Origin of the sequence: Marinobacterium nitratireducens (assembly GCF_014645375.1) — a bacterium.
Lineage (GTDB): Bacteria > Pseudomonadota > Gammaproteobacteria > Pseudomonadales > Balneatricaceae > Marinobacterium_A > Marinobacterium_A nitratireducens.
In genome coordinates this window covers 186,322-202,617 of the sequence record NZ_BMLT01000004.1, presented here as the reverse complement: position 1 = coordinate 202,617, position 16,296 = coordinate 186,322, and the positions used below count along the sequence as shown (strand labels likewise).

At 64.8% G+C, this 16,296-nt stretch carries 15 protein-coding genes; 11 read left to right on the top strand and 4 right to left on the bottom strand.

The window, feature by feature from the left end; all coding sequences use genetic code 11:
• The first annotated feature begins 148 nt into the window (after positions 1–148).
• Both ercA and IEX85_RS09215 read left to right on the top strand, forming a co-directional pair.
• The gene (gene ercA, locus IEX85_RS09220) at positions 149–1,312 is read left to right on the top strand and encodes an alcohol dehydrogenase-like regulatory protein ErcA (RefSeq protein WP_188860297.1); all 1,164 of its coding nucleotides are present in this window, start codon (positions 149–151) and stop codon (positions 1,310–1,312) included.
• Positions 1,296–2,990, top strand: coding sequence for a hybrid sensor histidine kinase/response regulator (locus tag IEX85_RS09215; RefSeq protein WP_188860296.1), 1,695 nt, complete (start codon positions 1,296–1,298; stop codon positions 2,988–2,990). Before ercA ends, IEX85_RS09215 begins: the two co-directional genes overlap by 17 nt.
• A 387-nt stretch (positions 2,991–3,377) precedes the next feature.
• Here IEX85_RS09215 and IEX85_RS09210 read toward each other — a convergent pair whose 3' ends face one another.
• A complete protein-coding gene (locus tag IEX85_RS09210; protein ID WP_188860295.1) occupies positions 3,378–4,808 on the bottom strand; it encodes an aminotransferase-like domain-containing protein in 1,431 nt (476 codons plus the stop codon).
• 167 nt (positions 4,809–4,975) lie between these two features.
• Between IEX85_RS09210 and IEX85_RS09205 the strand changes: the two genes are divergently transcribed.
• From IEX85_RS09205 to IEX85_RS09180, 6 genes are all read left to right on the top strand, one after another.
• Positions 4,976–5,146, top strand: a complete 171-nt coding sequence (locus tag IEX85_RS09205) for a DUF1127 domain-containing protein (protein ID WP_188860294.1) — start codon at positions 4,976–4,978, stop codon at positions 5,144–5,146.
• Between the two features lie 50 nt (positions 5,147–5,196).
• Positions 5,197–6,105 carry a PhzF family phenazine biosynthesis protein gene (locus tag IEX85_RS09200; RefSeq protein ID WP_188860293.1) on the top strand — a complete coding sequence of 303 codons (909 nt, stop codon included), beginning with the start codon at positions 5,197–5,199 and terminating at the stop codon, positions 6,103–6,105.
• A 62-nt stretch (positions 6,106–6,167) separates the two neighbouring features.
• Positions 6,168–6,770, top strand: a complete 603-nt coding sequence (locus IEX85_RS09195; RefSeq protein WP_188860292.1) for a CBS domain-containing protein — start codon at positions 6,168–6,170, stop codon at positions 6,768–6,770.
• Positions 6,771–6,966: 196 nt separating this feature from the next.
• Positions 6,967–8,130, top strand: a complete 1,164-nt coding sequence (locus IEX85_RS09190) for a type III PLP-dependent enzyme (RefSeq protein ID WP_188860291.1) — start codon at positions 6,967–6,969, stop codon at positions 8,128–8,130.
• A gap of 151 nt (positions 8,131–8,281) precedes the next feature.
• The gene (locus tag IEX85_RS09185; RefSeq protein WP_188860290.1) at positions 8,282–8,788 is read left to right on the top strand and encodes a hypothetical protein; all 507 of its coding nucleotides are present in this window, start codon (positions 8,282–8,284) and stop codon (positions 8,786–8,788) included.
• Positions 8,751–9,269, top strand: coding sequence for an MBL fold metallo-hydrolase (locus IEX85_RS09180; protein ID WP_188860289.1), 519 nt, complete (start codon positions 8,751–8,753; stop codon positions 9,267–9,269). The genes IEX85_RS09185 and IEX85_RS09180 overlap by 38 nt, the downstream gene beginning before the upstream one ends.
• A 17-nt stretch (positions 9,270–9,286) precedes the next feature.
• Here IEX85_RS09180 and hisC read toward each other — a convergent pair whose 3' ends face one another.
• Positions 9,287–10,357 (bottom strand): histidinol-phosphate transaminase, encoded by a 1,071-nt coding sequence (hisC, locus tag IEX85_RS09175; protein ID WP_188860288.1) that lies wholly within the window; start codon positions 10,355–10,357, stop codon positions 9,287–9,289.
• Between the two features lie 380 nt (positions 10,358–10,737).
• Between hisC and trhO the strand changes: the two genes are divergently transcribed.
• The 3 genes from trhO (at position 10,738) to IEX85_RS09160 (ending at position 13,280) form a co-directional block, all read left to right on the top strand.
• Complete coding sequence (trhO, locus tag IEX85_RS09170; protein ID WP_188860287.1) at positions 10,738–11,727, top strand: oxygen-dependent tRNA uridine(34) hydroxylase TrhO; 990 nt, start codon at positions 10,738–10,740, stop codon at positions 11,725–11,727.
• Positions 11,728–11,809: 82 nt separating this feature from the next.
• Complete coding sequence (locus tag IEX85_RS09165; RefSeq protein ID WP_188860286.1) at positions 11,810–12,673, top strand: zinc metalloprotease HtpX; 864 nt, start codon at positions 11,810–11,812, stop codon at positions 12,671–12,673.
• A gap of 106 nt (positions 12,674–12,779) precedes the next feature.
• On the top strand, positions 12,780–13,280 hold the full coding sequence (locus IEX85_RS09160; protein ID WP_188860285.1) for a MarR family winged helix-turn-helix transcriptional regulator: 501 nt from the start codon (positions 12,780–12,782) through the stop codon (positions 13,278–13,280).
• A gap of 179 nt (positions 13,281–13,459) precedes the next feature.
• Here IEX85_RS09160 and IEX85_RS09155 read toward each other — a convergent pair whose 3' ends face one another.
• Together IEX85_RS09155 and ngg are read right to left on the bottom strand one after the other, a co-directional pair.
• Positions 13,460–14,569 carry an osmoprotectant NAGGN system M42 family peptidase gene (locus IEX85_RS09155; RefSeq protein WP_188860284.1) on the bottom strand — a complete coding sequence of 370 codons (1,110 nt, stop codon included), beginning with the start codon at positions 14,567–14,569 and terminating at the stop codon, positions 13,460–13,462.
• A 1-nt stretch (position 14,570) separates the two neighbouring features.
• Positions 14,571–16,286 (bottom strand): N-acetylglutaminylglutamine synthetase, encoded by a 1,716-nt coding sequence (gene ngg, locus IEX85_RS09150; protein ID WP_188860283.1) that lies wholly within the window; start codon positions 16,284–16,286, stop codon positions 14,571–14,573.
• Positions 16,287–16,296: the final 10 nt, after the last annotated feature.

Genomic DNA, 16,296 nt, shown 5'->3' with positions numbered 1-16,296 from the left:
ACAGTAATACCTTCGTAGGATACCTTCCCTGCCATACTGTGCGGCCGTGGCCGCCCGGTTATAATGGCTCCTGTCAGGCCGTCGCCGCCAGTGCTTCCGCTGGCGGGAGTGCCGGCCGCTACGGACGTCATAATAAGAAGGAAGGTCCATGAGTCACGAGCTGTCCAATCTGCGCAAGTTCGTTGCGCCGGAAATACTGTTCGGCAGCGGTGCCCGCAAGGCGGTCGCCAACTATGCCCGCACCTTCGGCGCCCGCAAGGTGCTGCTGGTCTCGGATCCCGGGGTACAGCGCGCCGGCTGGGTGGCCGACGTCGAACAGAGTCTGCGCGAGGCGCAGATCGACTACGTGGTCTTCACCGACGTATCGCCCAACCCGCGCGCGGCCCAGGTGATGAAAGGCGCCGAGCTCTACGCGGCCGAAGGCTGCAACCTGATCGTCGCGGTCGGCGGGGGCAGCCCGATGGACTGCGCCAAGGGCATCGGCATCGTCAGCACTCACGGGCGTCACATACTCGAGTTCGAGGGTGTCGATACCCTGCAGCTGCCCATTCCTCCGCTGATCCTGATCCCGACCACGGCCGGCACCTCGGCCGACGTGTCCCAGTTCGCGATCATCAACGACGAAAGCGAGCGGGTGAAGATTTCCATCGTCAGCAAGTCGGTGGTGCCGGACGTTTCGCTGATCGATCCCGAAACCACCAGCACCATGGACAACTTCCTCACCGCCTGTACCGGCGTCGACGCCCTGGTGCATGCGATCGAGGCCTTCGTCTCCACCGGCTCCGGGCCCATGACCGACATGCACGCCCTCGATGCCATCCGGCTGATCAACGGCAACCTCGCCGACCTGATCCGGCACCCGGACGACCTGCAGTTGCGCGAGCAGGTCATGCTCGGCAGCATGAAGGCGGGGCTGGCGTTCTCCAACGCCATCCTCGGCGCGGTGCACGCCATGTCCCACAGCCTGGGCGGTTATCTCGATTTGCCCCACGGGCTCTGCAACGCCATGCTGCTGGAGCACGTCATCGACTTCAATTACCGCGAGACCAGCGACAAGTTCAAGGTGGTCGCGGAAACCCTCGGCATCGACGTGCGCGGCCTGAACAGCAGCGAGATCCGCAAGCGCCTGATGCAGCGCGTGGTCGGGCTCAAGCAGGAGGTGGGGCTGAAGGAGTCGCTGGGCATGTTCGGCGTTCACCGTACCGATATCCCGTCGCTGTCGGAAAAAGCGATCAAGGACCCCTGTATCCTCACCAACCCGCGCAAGTCGTCGAAGCGGGACGTCGAGGTCATGTATGAAGAAGCCCTCTGAGCAGTCGGCGGCGACCTTCGAGGATCTGATCGGGCTGGGCCGTCAGTCGGCCCGCAAGAGCTACTACCCGGAACTGGAACGCAAGGTCGCCGAACTCGAGGAGGAGCGCAACCGCTACAAATGGCTGTTCGAGAATGCCCTGCACGGCATTTTTCAGGCCGATCTCGACGGCGGCATTCTCGCCGCCAATCCCGCCATCGCCGCCATTCTCGGCTATGACGGTCCGGCCGAGTGCCTCGACCGGCTCAGTTCGCTGCGGGATCTGTTCATCGACCCGGACGACTTCGAGCACGTCCGGCAGCGGCTGCGCGAGCGGCGCCAGCTGACCGCCTTCGAAACCCGCCTCAGACGCCGGGACGGCGGCGCGGTCGATGTGGCAATGTCGATGCTGCTCAAGTGCGAGTCGGATCGTGAACTGGTCGAGGTTTTCGTCGCCGACGTGACCGAACGCAAGCGCGCCCGCGAGCACCTGCAGCGGCTCAATGCCGAGCTCGAGCAGCGCGTGGCGCAGCGCACCGAAGAGTTGCTCGAACTCAACGCCCAGCTGCGCGATGCCCGCGACGCGGCCGAGGCGGCCAATCGCAGCAAGGACAAGTATCTGGCCGCCGCCAGCCACGACCTGCTACAGCCGCTGAATGCGGCGCGGCTGCTGGTGTCGACACTGCGCGAGCGCCAGCTGCCGGGGCGGGATGGCTATCTGGCCGATCGCATTCACCTCGCGCTCGAGGGCGCCGAAGAGCTGCTCACCGACCTGCTGGACATCTCCAAGCTGGATCAGAACGCGGTGCGACCGGACCTGTCGGTATTCGGCTTGCAGGCGGTACTGGCGCCGCTTGCCGACGAGCTGCAGCCGGTGGCAGCCAGCGAGGGGCTGCGGCTGCGTCTTTACTGCCCGGCCGGGCTGCTGATTCGCAGCGACAGCCGACTGCTGACGCGGCTGTTGCGCAACCTGTTGAGCAATGCGCTGCGTTACACCCGCTCGGGCGGCGTGCTGCTGGGCGTGCGCCGTCGCGGCGAACGCCTCAGCCTGCAGGTCTGGGACAGCGGCGACGGCATCGCCGAGGACAAGCTCGAAGAAATCTTTCAGGAGTTCCGCCAGCTGCCGGATCACCACCCGGGCGAGCGCCGCGGCGTGGGGCTCGGGCTTGCTATCGTCGACCGCATCGCGCGGGTGCTCGAGCATCCGGTGACGGTGGCATCGCGGCCGGGCAGGGGCTCCATGTTCGCGGTCGAGGTGCCGCTGGCGGGGCGTGGGGAAAGCGTTGAAGCCGCCGCGCCGGCGCCTGTCGTGGCCGGCGACGAACTCTGCGGCTGCCGGGTGCTGGTGGTCGATAACGACGAGAGCGTACTGATCAGCATGCAGGCCCTGCTGCAGCAGTGGGGCTGCGAGGCGCGGGTGGCGCGGGATCTGGGCGGCGCCCTTGCCGTGGCCGCCGGGGACGGTGACCCGCCCGATCTGGTGCTGGCGGACTATCAGCTCGACTGGGATCGCTCCGGGCTCGAGGTGGTGGAGGCGCTGCGCCAGCGCTATGGAGAGGGTCTGGCGGCGGCGATGATCACCGCCGACCGCTCCGCCGAAACGCTGCGAAGGTTTCGCGATCGCGGTCTGCCGGTACTGGCCAAGCCGGTGCGCCCCGGCAAGCTGCGCGCGCTGCTGACGCATATGATCAGTGGCTAGGCCCGTAGGATGGGTCTAGCCGCCAAAAGCACAAAGCTAACGGCTGGAGCAACCTGCAACGGCGGCGTAACCCATCAGCAGCTTCGGCTTCCTCGGTACATCATTATCGCTTCACCAGGGTCCGCACAGCTCCGAATACGGTCTGCGCCAACCTCAACCAAGCGGCACGTTGCCAACCGAGACCAATCGATCTGCACTACGATCGATATGATGGGTCCACGATGCCCGGGCGCCGGGATAGCCGGTATACCCCGTGCCATAGCATCGCTTGACCCATCCTACAATTCTACCCGTAACCCGTAACCCGTAACCCGTAACCCGTAACCCGTAACCCGTAACCCGTAACCCGTAATGGCTCCACAGTGAACTGTTCACGGGTATCTGCTTTTACGCCACCCGGTTGAGTTCGAGTAGCATGCGGGTGGCTTCTTCGCCGACTTTTCGCACCGCCGCCTCGATGCGTGCGTCCGGCTTGTCCGAATAATTCAGGCGCAGGCAGTTGCGGTACTTGCCCGAGGCCGAGAACAGCGGTCCCGGACCGATTCTGATGCCCTGCGCCAGCAAACGCTCGTTGAGACGAATGCTGTCGGCGTCGCCCGGCAGTTCGGCCCACAGCAGGAAGCCGCCCTGGGGGTAGCTGATGCGGGTCCCGGCGGGAAAGTGGCGCTCGACCCAGGCAATCATCTGGTCACGGGACTGCTGGTACTGGGCGCGCATGCGGCGCAGGTGGCGCTCGTAGTGCCCCTCGGCGATGAAGTCCGCCACCGCCAGCTGCGGCAGGGTGGCGCAGGCGGCGGTGCCGACGTATTTCATGTGCAGCACCTGCTCGCCGTAGCGCCCCGGCGCGACCCAGCCGACCCGAAGGCCCGGCGCCAGGGTCTTGGAAAAGGAGCTGCACAGCAGTACCCGGCCGTCGCTGTCGAACGACTTGATGGTGCGCGGGCGCGGGAATGCATAGCTGAGATCGCCGTAGATATCGTCCTCGATGATGGCGACGTCGAAGCGCTGCGCCAGTGACAGCAGCTGCCTGCGGTGGTCGTCGGGCATGGTGTAACCGAGCGGGTTGTTGCAGGTCGGCGTTATCTGGATCACCCGGATCGGCCATTTCTCCAGCGCCAGCTCCAGCGCGTCCAGGCTGATACCCGTCACCGGGTCGGTCGGGATTTCCATGGCCTTGAGCCCGAACGCCTTGATCGCCTGCATGGTACCGTAGAAGCTCGGCGAGTCGACCGCGACCACGTCTCCGGGACGGGTGACGGCGCGCAGGCTGATCGACAGCGCCTCCTGGCAGCCGGTGGTGACGACAATGTCATCCGGGTGCAGCCGGCAGCCCGAATCGACGCCCAGGCGTGCGACCTGCTGACGCAGCTCCTGCGAGCCGCGCAGGCTGTCGTAGGCCAGGCCACGGTGACCGCTTGTGCCCGGGCCGCTGGCGAGGGCGCGCTGAAGCGGCTTGAGCGACGGTGCGTCGATATCCGGCATGCCGCGTCCCAGGGCCAGAATACCGGGTTGCTCGCTGGCGCACAGCAGGTCCAGCACCTGTTCCCACTGCGAGACCTCCAGCGGCCGTTGCGCCGGCCGGCTGATCGCCGGCATGGCCGGCGTTGCCGGGCGCGGCCTGACGTAGTAGCCGGACTTTGGCCTTGCTTCGGCCAGTCCCTGGTCCTCCAGCAGCCGGTAGGCTTCCTGCACCGTGGCGATGCTGATTCCGTGCTCGCGGCTCAGTGACCGGATCGACGGCAGGCGATCGCCGCAGCGATAGTAGCCCCGGTCGATGCGCTGACGCAGCTCGTCGGCGACCTGCTCATAGAGTTTCATTACAGATATCCAATACAGTTTCAGGATTCAGTACAGATTAGGTTAATTTTGGCAGTACAGTTGTCGAAATGGCAAATCTGTCATGGTAAAAATATTTCAATTTGAATCTGTAGCGGTTTTTCAGGCGGGCGTAATCTGACAGGCATCAACCCTGGGAGGATGATGTCATGCTGATAATCGAATTGTTACGCCGTTTCCGTGATGCGCTGCGCCGTGCCCTTGCGCGACGCCGCTCACGCCTGGATCTGCTGACGCTGGACGATCACATGCTCAAGGACATCGGCATCAGCCGCGCCGATGCGATTCGTGAAGGCGACAAGCCTTTCTGGCGGCTCTGAAAGCAAACCGGTAGCGCGGGGCGGCGTCGCGGCCCCGCCGGGGAGGTGTTATGCCCACGCTCGATTACTACACGCTGGACGTTTTTACCGACAGGCCGTTCGCCGGCAATCCTCTGGCGGTGTTTCCCGATGCCGCCGCAGTGCCGGAGGCGCTGATGGCGCAGCTGGCCCGCGAACTGAACCTGTCGGAAACGGTGTTCGTTACCGGAGCGGGGCAGGACAACCGCTTCGATGTACGCATCTTCACGCCTGCCGGCGAAATACCCTTTGCCGGCCATCCGACGGTCGGAACCGCACTGTTGCTCAAGCATCTGGGCCGCCTGCAGCCGCCGGTAGCCAGCGAACTGATACTGACGCAGCGGGTCGGGGACGTGGCCGTGACCCTGCGGGGTGAGGGCGATGAAGCCGCCGCCCGCTTTCGCACCGCGCGTCCGCCACAGGTCAGCGCCAGCTCGCTCGGTCAGGACCAGGCCGCAGCCCTGGTCGGGCTGGCGACCTCACAGCTGACGGGTGCTCCGCGCGTCGCCTCCTGCGGCACGCCGTTTCAAATGCTGGAGGTGGTGGATCTGGAGAGCCTCGCCCACGCCCGGCTTGATGCATCACTCTGGCGTCAGAAGCTCGCAGGCGAGGCGGCGCAGGACCTTTACCTGTACTGCCGCACTCCCGCGGACGGTCGGGTGCGGGCGCGGATGTTCGGACCCGGCTTCGGTATTCCCGAGGACCCGGCGACGGGCGCGGCGGCATCGGCGCTGGCCGGCATGCTGGCGCTCGATGCCGCCGCGCAGGGGCGCTACCGGATGCGGATCGAGCAGGGGGTGGAAATGGGCCGGCCCAGCCTGATCGAGACGGAAGTCCGGATCGGGGAAGGAGGTGTCGAATACGTCGAGGTCGAGGGCCAGGCACGGTTGCTGAGTCAGGGGCGTTTTATGCTGCCGCAGTGGTCGCCGGCGCCGGGCTGAAATCCCGTTGCAAAGCCGTTATCCTTGGAGGCTAAGAACGATAAAAGAAAGAGAGAGCACCCATGTTTCAAGAATTTCGTCACCTGCATTTGCAGGAGGTCGCCGGGGTCGATCACCTGCTGGCGCCATCCCAGGTCAGGCCGCCGGCTACGCTGCGCAGTCCGGCGCTGACGGTGATGACCGACTTCACCGAATCGGCGCCGGTGACGGTGCCGCAGGGCTGGCAGGTCGACACCGCCCTCGAGTGGATGAAAAGCCAGCACGTGCGGATGCTGTTCGTCGTCGACGATCAGGGCCATTTCTCCGGCGTCATCACGGCCCGGGATATCGCCGGGGCCAAAGTGCTGGCCTGTGCCCAGCAGCAGGGTATCGGCAGGGCTGACGTGCAGGTGCGCCACATCATGACCGCGCGAGCCGGGATTCAGGCGTTGACGTACGACCAGGTGGCCAATGCCACCATCGGCGATGTGATGCTGACCATGCAGGGCTCCGGCGAACAGCACGTGGTGGTGATCGACGAGAGCTACGCGGGCGTCAAGCGGGTGCGTGGCGTGATTTCGGCAAGCGACATCTCGCGTCTGCTGAAGGTCAGTTTCGAGGTCATGTACGAAGCCAAGACCTTCGCGGAAATCGAAAAAATCGTCGCCCATGGCGGCGAACTCTGAGGGTGCCGGGGATCGCAGCGAACATTTTCATCTCGGGACGAAAAGCATTGCGCCCTGACCTCATTGCTCTATACTCCGCGCCAATTTCGCTGAAGAACCCGCACTGAGCCGATCACTGCGGGTTCTTCGCTATAGCGCACCCCCGAGTGCGCTTCCTGCATACCAACCCTCCGATTTTTACGAGGTGCCGCACGCAATGAAACTCCCTGAACATATCTCTCCCGAACAGTGGCAGCGGGTGAAGAAGCTGGCCGACACCCAGGATACGCCGTTTCTCGTCATCGACCTCGAGAATATCCGCCAGAAGTACCTGCAGCTGGTTCAGGGCTTCACCTATGCCCAGGTGTATTACGCCGTCAAGGCGAACCCGGCGGACGAGGTCATTGCGCTGCTGGCAGAGCTCGGCTCGAAATTCGACATCGCCTCGACCTACGAGCTGGACAAGGTACTGCGACACGGCGTCGGCAGCGATCGTATCAGCTTCGGCAACACCATCAAGAAGGCGCGTGACATCCGCTACTTTCACGACAAGGGGGTCACGCTGTTCGCCACCGACTCCGAGGCCGATCTTCGCAACATTGCCGCCGAGGCACCGGGAGCGCGGATCTATATCCGGGTGCTGACCGAAGGGTCGGAGGGGGCGGACTGGCCGCTGTCGCGCAAGTTCGGCTGCAATCCTGAAATGGCGGTGGAGCTGGCGGTGCTGGCCCGGGAGCTGGGGCTCGAGCCTTACGGGATTTCCTTCCATGTCGGTTCCCAGCAGCGCGATATCGATGTCTGGGACGGTGCCATCGCCAAGGTCAAGGTGATCTTCGACCGTCTGCAGCAGGAGTTCGGTATCCGCATGAGGATGATCAACATGGGCGGCGGCTTCCCGGCCAGCTACCTGCAGAAGACCAACGAGTTCGAAACCTACGTCGAGGAAATCACCCGCTTCCTGCATGAGGACTTCGGGGACGAAGCGCTGGAAATCATTCTCGAGCCGGGACGCTCGCTGGTGGGGGATGCCGGCGTGCTGGTGTCGGAAGTGGTGCTGATCTCGCGCAAGTCGTCGTCGGCGCTGGAGCGCTGGGTCTACAGCGATGTCGGCAAGTTCAACGGGCTGATCGAAACCCTCGACGAGGCGATCAAGTATCCGCTGGCCACCGACCGTGACGATGATACCGACCGCGAGGAGGTGATACTGGCCGGGCCGACCTGCGACAGCGTCGATATCATGTACGAGAACTATCGCTACAGCCTGCCGCTGTCGCTGCAAAGCGGCGACCGTCTCTACTGGTTCTCGACCGGCGCCTACACCACCAGCTACAGCTCCATCGAGTTCAACGGCTTTCCGCCGCTGAAGTACTACGTGGTCTGACGGCTTTCAGTTCTGCCCGGAAGGGAGGCGCGAAGGCGCAACGGTCCGTCGCCAATGGTGAGACATCGCTGTTTCACCATTCAACCCTTGGGGTTACTATAGGCCGTCGATGTGTCTATCACCGGCGGGCTGCCGGAAACAGGAGCGATTGATGACGGAACGGCACGGGCAGGACTCACTTCAGCTAAACGCACTGCTGGCAACCCTTGATCAGGCGGTATTGTTCGTCAACGCGCAGCAGCACATCCTGCGCTGCACCCGCGGTGCACTCGGCTGGTTGCAGCCGGAGGGGCTGACCGGTCAGGCACTGTCGGGGCTTTTCCCGGCGGATATGGCCCGCGCGATCGGCGTGGCCATGGATCGCGCCCAGACCGAGTCGAAACCCCAGACGCTGTTGCTGGAACTGCAGCCGGAGCGGCTGCCGGCGTGGCGCCCGCTGGGTCTGCGGCAAGCCCGTACAGTCGAATTGCGCGTCGCGGCCGCGGCGCCCGGCTGGTTGCTGGTGATGCGGGAGCAGGACGCGGCGCAGTCCGAGCGCGGCTCTTCCCGGACCCAGCGCGACTCCCTGGCCGCTGTCTCACCGCGTGCCGAGTTACGGCTTTCGCTTCCTCGAGCGCGGCGTGCCGCGACATCTGCTCCAGCAGCGGCTGGAGCGTGATGGCATACCGCGTGGACCCCTGTGGGGCGCTTTGCAGCGTGGTGAGGCGGTGACGCTCCCGGACGGCAGCCGGGCCGTCGCGGCGGATTACACCGAGCCGTCGTGGCGGGCGCGGTGCCTGGTCGTCGGCGGCGACAACGACCGGCCCGAACTGCTGGCCGGGGCCTGTCGCGGGGCCGACCTGCTGGTACACGAAGCGACCTACGACGCCGACACCCTGGCCCGTATCGGCCCGGAACCGATGCACAGCAGCGCCCGGGCAGTGGCCGGATTTGCCGCGGCCGCCGAGGTTCCCAACCTGATCCTGACCCACTTCAGCCCGCGCTACCAGCACGGCGGGCGGCGCGGACTACCCCTGGAATGCCTGGAGCGCGAAGCCCGCGACGTTTATGAGGGTACGCTGTACCTGGCTGCGGACTTCGATCGTTTCGAGCTCGGGCGTGACGGCGGCCTGCAACGCACAGGCCCGCCGTATGACTGAGCGGTCAATGCGTCGTCTCAGAGCCGGACGATCTCCGGATGCTCTTCGAGAGTCTCGACCAGCCGGCGCATTTCGTCATCGGTACCGATGCTGATACGCAGATAGTTGTCGATCTGCGGCCGGCTGAAGTGCCGCACCAGCAGGCCTCGGGTGCGCAGGTAGCCCATCAGCTCAGCCGCCTCGATATAGCGATGGCTGGCGAACAGGAAGTTGGTGCAGGACGGCAGCACGCGGAATCCCAGAGCCGCCAGCTCGCCGGCTGTCCACTCGCGGGTGGCGACGATGCGGTCACGGGTTTCGCGGAAATAGACGTCGTCCTCAATCGCCGCAACGCCCGCGCTGATGGCCAGCATGTCGAGCGGGTAGGAGTTGAAGCTGTTCTTGACCCGTTCCAGCCCCTCGATCAGGTCGGGGTGGCCGATGGCGAAACCGATGCGCAGTCCGGCCAGGGAGCGGGACTTGGAGAAGGTCTGCACCACCAGGACATTGTCGTAGGTGCTGGTGAGCGCGACCGCGCTCTCGGCGCCGAAGTCGACATAGGCTTCGTCGACCACGACCAGCGATTCGGTATTGCGCTGCAGCAGCTGCTCGATCTCCTGCAGTGAAACCGCGCGGCCGGTGGGGGCGTTGGGGTTCGCGAAAATGATGCCGCCGTTGGGCTGGGCGTAATCCTCGAGCGCGATGCGAAAATCCTCGCGCAGCGGAATATGGCGGGGCTCCACGGCGTAGAGGTTGCAGTAGACGTCATAGAAGCTGTAGCTGATCTCGGGCATCAGCAGCGGCTGCGGCTGGCGGAAGAAGGCCATGAAGGTGTGCGCCAGCACTTCGTCGGAACCGTTGCCGACGAACACGCAGTTGCGCTCGACGCCGTAGTAGTCCGCCAGCGCCTGCTTGAGCCTGCTGGCGTCCGGATCCGGGTACAGCCGCAGCCGGTCGGTATCGAAGCCCTGCAGCGCCTCGACCGCCTTGGGCGACGGCGGGTAGGGGCTTTCGTTGGTGTTCAGTTTGATAAACTGCTGATCCTTTGGCTGTTCACCCGGGACGTAGGGAACCAGTTCCCGGATGGCATCGCTCCAGTACTTGCTCATGGCGGCGGCATCGATCAATAAGGGTTGAAGAAAGCAAGCAAGCATAGCAGATCGGCGGCACGGGCGACCAGAGACCGGTATTATACCGTTATCATTTGGGGCGCATCGAAGAAGCGGGGGGCTTTGGAGTGATCGTGGCTGGGAAGGGCAGCCGACGTCCCACAGGCACCGGGGGCGTCGGCTGGGCCGAACCAGCAACGCCCTCGCCAGGATATTGCTGATCCGTATTGGTAGATTGCATCGGCGTACAAAAGTTCACCGCTTTGGGGAGACAATCACGTTCCTTGCCCGCTAAACCCACGCCGGACTCTTTCTGCTATAATCCGCGGCCCGTTCAACCTGCTCCGGGTTTGCGACCCGGACCGCAAATTGGATTCGAAATGACCCAGACCGTTGTTTGTGCACTGTACAAGTTTGTCAGCCTCGACGACTTCGAGGCGATTCGCCAGCCGCTGCTCGAGTTGATGGAAGCCGAGGGCGTGCGCGGCACCCTGCTGCTGGCCCGCGAGGGCATCAATGGCACCGTGGCCGGCAGCCGCGAAGCGATCGACCGCCTGCTGGCGTGGCTACGCTCCGACAGCCGGCTGGCGGAGCTGTCCTGGAAGGAGTCCCTCACCGACGAGATGCCGTTCTACCGCACCAAGGTGAAGCTCAAGAAGGAGATTGTCACCATGGGCGTCGAGGGCATCGACCCGCGCCAGGTGGTCGGCACCTACGTCAAGCCCCGTGACTGGAACGATCTGATCTCGGATCCCGAGGTGCTGCTGGTCGATACCCGTAACGATTACGAGGTGCAGATCGGTACCTTCAGGAACGCGGTCAACCCGCAAACCGAGACCTTCCGCGAGTTCCCGGACTATGTAAAGGAGCAGCTCGATCCGGCCCGGCACCGCAAGGTGGCGATGTTCTGCACCGGCGGCATTCGCTGCGAAAAGTCGACCGCCTACCTCAAGGAGCAGGGCTTCGACGAGGTCTACCACCTCGAAGGCGGCATTCTCAAATACCTCGAGGAGGTGCCGCAGGAAGAGTCCCTGTGGCAGGGCGAGTGCTTCGTGTTCGACAACCGCGTTTCGGTCAATCATGCGCTCGAGAAGGGCAGCTACGATCAGTGCCACGCCTGCCGCATGCCGATCACCGAAGACGACAAGGCGAGCGATAAGTACATGCAGGGCGTCAGTTGCCCGCACTGCTTCGACAAGCTCACCGAGGAGCAACGTCAGCGTTTCGAGCAGCGCGAACTGCAGGTTCGCCTGGCGCGCGAAAGGGGCGAGGCGCACCTCGGAAACGATGCCGCCAAAGCCATCATCGAGCGCAAGGCGATGAAGCAGCGCCAGCGCGAGTTGCAGGTCGAGCGTTCGGCAGGCAAATAGGGCGGTATCGCCAGTCGGATGCAACCCCCGGGCTCCGCTGCAGTCATAGAAGGAAGTTCTGTGACCCAAAGCGGAGTGTTGCGTGTCCTGCCGAAGCCTGAAATTACAACGCTGGCACAACCGGCTGCAAACGCTGGTACTGCTGCTGGGAATGTCGTTGATTCTGGCGCTCTGCGCCTGGTTGCTGCTGGGCGAGGCGGCCTGGTGGCTGACCCTGCTCTCGGTACTGCTGGTGCTTGCCTTTGCCCCCCGGGTACCGTCCGCCTGGGTTTTGAAAGGCGCGGGCGCGCGACCGTTGCATCCGGGCTCGGCGCCGGAGCTGAACCTGCTGGTGGCCCGGCTGGCCGAGCGGGCCGGCTTGCCGGAGGCGCCGCGGCTGTATTGGCTGCCGGATCCCGCGCCCAATGCCTTTACCGTCGGCGGTGAAGGCGAACCCGCGTCGATCGCCCTGAGCGACGGGCTGTTTCGTCTGCTCGATTATCCGGAACTCTCCGGGGTGCTGGCCCACGAGGTCAGTCATATCCGCAACCAGGACGTCCGCCTGATGGCCTTGGCCGATACCTTCACGCGCCTGACCCAGCTCGTTGCGCTGTCGGCGCAGCTGGCGCTCTTATTGTGTATACCGCTTTGGCTGTTCGGCCTGGTGTCGATCTCCTTTGTCGGCGTTGCGCTGCTGATCATGGCGCCGCTGTTCAGCTTCCTGTTGCAGCTTGCGCTGTCGCGCTCGCGCGAGTATCGCGCCGACCTCGATGCCAGCGAGCTGACCGGCGACCCCGAAGCCCTGGCCCGGGCGCTGCAGAAGCTCGAAGGCTCCGGGCGGCGCTGGTGGGCCTTCCTGGTGCCGCGGAACGACTTCGGGACAGCTCCGGCGCTGTTGCGCAGTCATCCGCCGACGGCCTCCAGGATACGCCGCCTGCGACAGCGGGCGCTGTCGAACGGAGCCTGAAAATGCACTAATATAGTGCGTAGGGTGCCTTGGCTCCCGGACTTCACTCCCTGTTCAGCGCAAACCGACAGCGAAGCGGTTACGCAACCGGAAAGATGCGAGCCCCATGAGTCGAAAATCAGATCATAACGACGAGGTGCTGGTGGCGTTGCGCCGGATTATCCGGGCCGTCGACATGCACTCGCGGCGCCTCGCCAGCGAATACGGCCTCACCGGTCCCCAGGCGCAGGTGCTCAAGGCGGTGATCGAGTCCAACGGGCTCACCGCCGGCGCCCTGGCGCGCCGGGTCAGCCTCAGCCAGGCCACCATTACCGATATTCTCAAGCGGCTGGAGCAGCGCGGGCTGGTGCTTCGCGAGCGTTGCGATAACGACCGCCGTCGCGTCAATGTGCGGGCAACCCACGATGCGGTGGCGATACTCTCGACCGCACCGCCGCTGTTGCAGGACACCTTCGTCGAGCGTTTCGCCCGGCTGCAGCGCTGGGAGCAGCTGATGCTGCTGTCGTCACTGCAGCGTATCGCCGAGATGATGGATGCGGAAGGCCTCGATGCCGCGCCGATGCTGGTGCCCGGGGTGCCTTCGGACCCGCCGACACCTCTGCAATAACCAACCGGGCCGCGATTCCGACCGTAGGGTGCACCGAGCGGAGCGAGCTGCACCGGATTGGCTATCGCGGCACGCTTCGCTGCGCTCAGGTTGCCCTACGAAGCGAAGCGCACCGGAATATTGGTGCGCTGCGCTTACCGGTACCCTGCGCCGGGCCTTTCGGTGTTGTCCGTCGGGGCTCAGGCCGGCAGGGTCGGGAAGCCGGTGCGCGGGCCCATGTCCTGGCGGTCACGCGGGAACAGCGGCGGGCTCTGCATGTACACCGTCAGCAGACTGCCGAGGGATTCCAGGGCGTCCCAGTGGATGCGTTCCCAGCCATGCGAGGCGTCTATCCCAAAGGTGACCAGCGAGGTCCGCAGGTCATTGCCGGCCTCGATGGCGGCGGCACTGTCGGAGCGGTAATAGCGGAAGATGTCGCGCTGGTGCGGGATGCCGAACTCCTTGCACAGCTGGATCAGGCGGTGGGTCAGGTGGTAGTCGAAGGGACCGACCATGTCCGCCATGGCGATGGTGACGCCGAACTCGCTTGAATTCTGGCCCGGTGCCGTGGTGCCGTTATCGATGGTGAGCATCTCGGCGACGTCCTGGTGCAGCGCCGCCGAGGCGCCGCTGCCGATTTCCTCGGATATGGTGAATAGCGGGTGCACATCCACCGGCAGGGTGACGCCGCTCTGCTTGATTGCGCGGATGGCGCCCAGCAGCACCGCTGCACCGGCCTTGTCGTCGAGGTGGCGCGAGTTGATGAAGCCGTTCGGTGTGATCTCGGTACCGGAGTCGATGGCAATGAAGTCGCCGACGTGGATACCGAGATGGAGCAGATCGTCGAGGCGATAGGAGATCTCGTCGAGGCGCACCTCGATGTGGTCCCAGCTGCAGGGCTGGCTGTCGATCTCGGGTCCGAAGGTGTGCCCGGAGGCCTTGAGCGGCAGCAGGGTGCCACGGAACTGCCGGTCGTCGGAAAAGATGGTGCAGCGGGCGCCTTCGGCGAAGCGGGCATTCCAGTGCCCGACCGGCACCACCTCGAGACGGCCGTTTGTCTTGAGACCCTTGACCATGGCGCCCAGGGTGTCGATATGGGCCACCAGCGCCCGGTCCGGGCTCTTGGCTTCGCCCGGCAGCGATGCGCGAATGGCGCCGCGTCGGGTGATCTCCATCTCCACCCCCATTTTTTCCAGCTCTTCGCACACCAGGTGAACGGCGCGGTCGGTATAGCCGCTGGGAGACGGGGTGTGCAGCAGGCGCAGCAGTACTTCCAGTACGTATTCCTGATCGATCTTCAATGGTTCCATTTCAAGACCTCGCAGCGGTTTGCGGAAACAACAGGTCGATGAAGCGCTCGGCGGTGGGCTGCGGCTCGTGGTTGGCGAGCCCCGGCCGCTCGTTGGCTTCGATGATGACGTAGTCGGGCGCGGTGACGTCCGGTACCAGGAAGTCCAGCCCGGTGACCGGAATGTCGATCGCTTCGGCGGCACGCACCGCGGCCTCGCGCAATTCGGGGTGCAGCTTCGCGGTAACGTCGTGGATGGTGCCGCCGGTATGCAGGTTGGCGGTGCGCCGAACCTGCAGTTTCTCGCCATAGGGCAGGATGTCGTCGAGGCCGTAGCCGGCTTCCTCGATACAGCGCAGGGTTTCGCCGTCCAGCGGAATCCGGCTTTCGCCGCCGGTGGCGGCCTGGCGCCGGCGACTCTGTTTGTCGATCAGCGCACGGATGCTGTCGGCGCCGGTGCCGGTCACCACCGGGGGACGGCGTACCGCCGCCGCGACCACCTTGAAGTCGATGACGATGATGCGCAGGTCCTGGCCGTCGACGAACTGTTCCAGAATGACATCGTCGCAGTAGTGGCGCGCCGCCGCGATGGCATCGTGCAACGCCTGGTGCTGGCGGATATCGACGCTGATGCCCTGGCCCTGTTCACCGCGCACCGGCTTCACCACCACCGAGCCGTAGCGGGTCAGAAAGTCGTCGGCGGGCGCCTCGTCCCCGGCTTTGAGCAGCAGCTGATCCGGTACCCTGAGGCCTGCCTGTCGCAGGATGCGGTGGGTTACGGTCTTGTTGTCGCAGCGGCTCATCGCCACCGCATGGGTCAGCTGACTCAGCGACTCGCGGCACACCAGGCTGCGTCCCCCCAGGTGCAGTTCGAAATAGCCCTCGGCGGCATCGATCACCCGCACGCCGATGCCGCGCCGCTGGGCTTCGCGCACGATCAGCTTGGCATAGGGATTGAGCGCCTCTTCCGGCGGCTCGCCGATGAACAGCGGCTCGTTGAAGGCGTTCTTGTACTTGATGGCGAAGGTGTCGATGCGGCGAAAGCCGAGTTTCTTGTAAAGGCGTATGGCGTTGCCGTTGTCGTGCATCACCGAGAGATCGAGGTAGTGGCGCCCCAGGGCGCGAAAGTGCTCGGCCAGCTGGCGCGTCAGCGTCTCGCCCACGCCGGGATACTCGGCCTGGGCGTCGACCGCCAGCGCCCACAGGCTGGAACCTCTGGCGGGGTCGTCGAAAGCGGGTACGTGATCGACGCCGGTGACGGCGCCGATAATGCGACCGGAGTGCTCGTCTTCGGCGACGAAGTAGCAGATATCCTCGCGCTCGAGGCTCGCCAGCACGAACTCCGGTGACGGCGGCACCATCTGCCGGCGTCGGTACAGGTTGTGCACCTCTTCGGCGTCCTCGGCGCTGGCGACCTTGCGGGTCACGAATCCCGGGTGAGCCGATGACGCCGGCCGGTAGCGGTCGAGATCGAGGCGGAAGGCATGGGACGGGTCGAGGAACAGCTCCTGGGGCGCCAGCGCCATCATGATATGGGGATCGGTGACGTACATGGCGATATCGCGCTTGCCCGGCGCCTCCTGGCGCATGGCCTCGAGCAGCTGATCGGCGGTTTCGAAGGTGTGCGCGAACAGCAGGCGCCCCCAGCCGCAGTCGATGGCGACATTGTCGTGGGGCACGGCGTCGCGGACGGGATCGGTCTTGTCCAGCGTCATGGGGTGTGGGTGTTCCTGGGTCATGGGCGTTTGC